The following is a 4,340-nucleotide window of genomic DNA, read 5'->3' on the forward strand; positions in this document are numbered from 1 at the left end:
AGGGAAGTCATTTCTCCTTTATGATGCTTGGCAAAAAGAATGGTTGTTAATGAGGTTAAAAGAATGAGTAGTGAATATTTTTTCATATTTTCAAGGATTTATTATTTTTTATCTGTCTAAAATTAAGCGTATTATTTTTTCTTCTTTTTTGGCTTGCGACGGGATTCAGCATGTTCTTCGGGTGTCATCCATGGACCGGGTGTAAATGTAATATCTGCCTTGGTGGGTAATTTGACTCTGTTGGTCCGATCGCCATAATCGTCCAGTTTTTCATTAAGTTCATCCTCCGTTACTGGATAGGTAGGTACACCGGATGCGGGAACTTTTTCTCCGGCGATCCAGGCAATGGTGTTGAGGACGAGCTGGCGGTAGCCATCAATTGCCCAGTTCCGGTGGTGGTGGCCACCGGTGAAACCTGCTCCCCGTCCCCCAGTTGGACGGCTAATTCCCCAGAGGAGGGATTGTTTTTTCCCTTTGGCTAAGTATGCGGCACGGGTCCAAATATTGTTGATATGATGAAGGTTTTTTTCGTTGGGGGTGGCGGCACCTAGATTGAGGGAATCAGGATGGAGTTCGATGTTGAAGTAAAATTCATCCACCGCTTCAATGGGGCCAACTCCGCGGGCAGTTTCATGTCCTTTTTTCGGTTTGATATTTGCCCGCCAGAATGGATTGACGGAGATGCCGTTTTTGAAAAAGCCTCCGATCCAGGGGAGGTAGTATTGTTCGCCCTGCTCCACGCTTGGGTGAACTGCATAGTGCATGAACAAAACGCCAGTTTTTTTCTCTTTGACCAACTGGTCCATCTTTTCCCATCCGCTACCGATCACTTTCGTACCATCCGCATAGATCACGATGGCATCCGCATCATCAAGAATGGATTCATCCTCGGGCCATCCAGGGTGTACCGTTGCCTTTAGGTCTACTTTGTCCTGGGCATTGATATGCTTGGCCAGTAAATGGGAACCTGCCTGAAATTCATGATCTCCAGATGCATGGCTTCTTGCACCATAAAGGAAAACAACCTTGGCTGCATCAAGCGTGCCTAGGAACATTATGTTGAACAGAAAAAGAGCAGGAATGGATAGTTTCATAATTTAGTAAATGGTTTAGCAGAGGATAACTTTAATAGCCTAGGACAGCAAATCAGCTAGTAAAGAAAAAATCCGCTTGTTTTTAAACAAACAAATTACAACAATCACATTTCTAAATTAGGTTTAATCTCAATCCATCCAATCCTTTCCAATGAATAATCGATTCTCTTTTTCAGTCCTTCTGTTCTTCTTTGTTTTCTCTTTTTGTACCAGTAAAGCGAGAAAACCTAATGTAATTTTTATTCTGGCAGATGATCTTGGATACAACGAACTGGGAAGTTACGGACAGAAAAAAATAAGGACTCCCCATCTTGATCAATTGGCCAAGGAAGGAATGCGCTTTACCCGGAATTATTCGGGAAATGCAGTTTGCGCACCTTCCCGTTGTGTCTTGATGACTGGTAAGCATCCCGGTCATGCCTTCATTCGAAATAATGGAGAAATTAAGCCGGAGGGACAGCGACCGATTCCATTAAATGAATTGACCATGGCGGAGGTTTTTAAAAAGGAGGGATATACGACCGGTGCCTTTGGGAAATGGGGACTGGGCAGTCCAGGTACAGAGGGTGATCCAATGAATCAGGGTTTTGACCGATTTTTTGGATACAACTGCCAACGCCATGCCCACAGTTATTATCCAGATTATTTATGGAGTGATCGGGAGCGGGTACCGTTACAAAATAACCCGCCAGTTCCTGGGCATGCATCCCTTGCAAAAGGAGCTGACCCACAGGACCCGAAGAGTTATGAAATTTTCAAAGGGGAGGATTTTTCATCCGACCGAATAAATGAACAGGCTTTGAAGTTCATAAAGAAGAATAAAGACAAGCCCTTCTTTCTTTATTATCCGACGCTTATTCCCCATGTGGCCCTGCATGTACCCGATGAGGAATTAAAACCTTATCTCAAGTTAAAGTGGAATGACCCTCCCTTTACGCGCTCTCAGGGATATGGATACACCCCCCATTTTACTCCCCGTGCGGCATATGCGGCTATGATTACTCGAATGGATCGATATATTGGTAATGTGGTAAAATTAATTGACCAACTTGGCCTGACCAATGATACGATCGTTATTTTTACTTCGGATAATGGAACCACCCATTTGAAACTGGAAGTTGATTACGACTTTTTTAACAGCGTGGGGAAATTACGCGGTCTGAAGGGTTCTCTTTATGAAGGGGGGATTCGCGTGCCTCTGATTGCGAAATGGCCAGGCAGGGTTCAATCCGGTTCAGTATCGGATCAAAGGACGGGTTTTGAGGATTGGATGATTACCCTACATGATTTAATTGATGCAAGAACTCCGCTTGTTGCAAAGCATGACGGGTATAGTTTGGCCCCCAGTCTTCTCGGAAAAGCTACCTCTAAACGCCCTCCCTTGTACCGTGAGTTTTCCGGCTACGGTGGACAGCAAGCAGTATGGATGGGGAAGTGGAAGGGGATTCGTCAGAAAATGATTCGTAAGGGAAATAATCATGATCCATTGAAGATCGAATTATTTGATCTGTCCACGGATGAATCCGAATCCGATGACTTGGCCACAAAGCACCTGGATGTGGTTAATAAAATCAAGGATATTATGGAGAAGGAGCATACTCCCTCCCAATATTTTCCAATCAAGGTGATTGACTAAAGCTTTTCGGATCAGCTCTTCTTCTTCTTTTCCTTTTTTGGTTCTCTAGGGGTTCTAGGTGCTTTAGTGAGAGGGCGGTCATCAACCGGTACTTTGTAAAGTTTACGAAGTCGGTTGAGTTCATCCTTAAGTTCTTTGGTCAGGGCAGCATATTGAGGCTTTCCATAGACCGAATTTAATTCGTTTGGATCCTTTTCCAAATCATACAGTTCCCAACCATCAAGCTTGTAAAAATAAATTAATTTATGAGTTTCGGTGCGAACACCATAGTGTCGTCTGACACTGTGTGCGCCGGGGAATTCATAGTATTGATAGTAGAGGGATTTTCTCCAGTTTTTGGGCTTTTTCCCTTTAAGCAATGGAACGATGGATTGACCCTGCATTTCCTTGGGTGATTTGACCTTGCATATATCGAGAAAAGTCTGTGCGTAGTCCAAATTCTGCACAAGGTCCTTATTTTTACTTCCCGCTTTTGTGACTCCTGGCCAACGGACAATTAGGGGGGTGCGGAAGGACTCCTCGTACATCCAACGCTTATCGTACCATCCATGCTCGCCAAGGTACCAACCCTGATCGGATGAATAGATGACCACGGTATTTTCAGCCAGTCCAGATTTATCCAGATAGTCAAGTAAGCGACCAATGTTTTCGTCCACGGAGTCAATGCAGCGAAGATAATCCTTCACATATCTCTGGTATTTCCATTTAAAGAGTTCATCACCTTGTAAATTGGATTCCCCAAAAGCTTTGTTTTTTGGGCCGTAGGCAGCGTCCCACTTCGCTTTCTGTTCGGGGGTGAGATTACCAGGAGTTCTGATTTTTAGGTCGTTAGTGGAAAGGTGACGGTCAATAGTCATTGCCTGTGTGGTCGCCGGTTCGAGTCTGTTTTTATAATTATCTCGAAGGGTCTCGGGTTCTGGAATATCCATGCCGTCATACTTGGTTAGGTATTTTGGGCCTGGTTGCCAATTCCGGTGAGGGGCTTTGTGCTGACTCATTAGAATAAATGGTTTGTTTGGATCTCTTTTATTCTTCAGCCAGTCCAAGCTGACATCGGTAATTACATCTGTAGTGTAACCGGTGATTTTCTTTACTCCATCTGGAGTGTTCATGGGCGGATTATAGTATGGCCCTTGCCCCTGTAAAACCTGCCAGAAGTCAAAGCCGGTAGGATCGCTCTTCAGATGCCATTTTCCAACCATTGCGGTCTGATACCCTTTTTTCTGGAGCAGTTTCGGGAAAGTTTGCTGTTCTCCGTCAAAGCGTTGTCCATTGGTTAACTGGCCGTTTAAGTGACTGTGTTTTCCGGTGAGAATTACGGCACGACTTGGTGCACAAATCGAGTTGGTTACAAAGGCACGATCAAAGAGCATACCTTCTTTGGCAAGTCGATCAATATTGGGCGTTTGGTTCCGATTTGAACCGTAGGCTGAGATTGCCTGGTATGCATGGTCATCGGTAAAAATAAACAATATATTGAGAGGCTTGCCTTCACAAACCTGACCAATGACCAATGAAATAAGGAAAAATGTATGGATCAATTTATTCATGAATCTAGGAAGGATCTGAGAATTTAAGTTGGCAACTGGAAAATGTGTCTTTTGATGAAA

General features: G+C 44.1%; 3 protein-coding genes. 1 reads left to right on the forward strand and 2 read right to left on the reverse strand.

Annotated elements, in window-relative coordinates; translation table 11 throughout:
* Positions 1-131: 131 nt before the first annotated feature.
* Entirely contained in the window at positions 132-1,094 is a 963-nt protein-coding gene (locus ACKPQ5_RS09650; protein WP_407678897.1) for a ThuA domain-containing protein, read from the reverse strand.
* A 151-nt stretch (positions 1,095-1,245) separates the two neighbouring features.
* On the opposite strand from ACKPQ5_RS09650, the gene ACKPQ5_RS09655 reads away from it, so the two are divergent.
* Complete coding sequence (locus tag ACKPQ5_RS09655; RefSeq protein WP_407678898.1) at positions 1,246-2,730, forward strand: arylsulfatase; 1,485 nt, start codon at positions 1,246-1,248, stop codon at positions 2,728-2,730.
* A gap of 11 nt (positions 2,731-2,741) precedes the next feature.
* On the opposite strand, the gene ACKPQ5_RS09660 is transcribed toward ACKPQ5_RS09655, so the two are convergent.
* Positions 2,742-4,280, reverse strand: a complete 1,539-nt coding sequence (locus ACKPQ5_RS09660; protein ID WP_407678899.1) for a sulfatase family protein — start codon at positions 4,278-4,280, stop codon at positions 2,742-2,744.
* Positions 4,281-4,340: the final 60 nt, after the last annotated feature.

It is taken from the genome of Candidatus Seribacter sulfatis, assembly GCF_964187635.1.
Lineage (GTDB): Bacteria > Verrucomicrobiota > Verrucomicrobiia > Opitutales > Seribacteraceae > Seribacter > Seribacter sulfatis.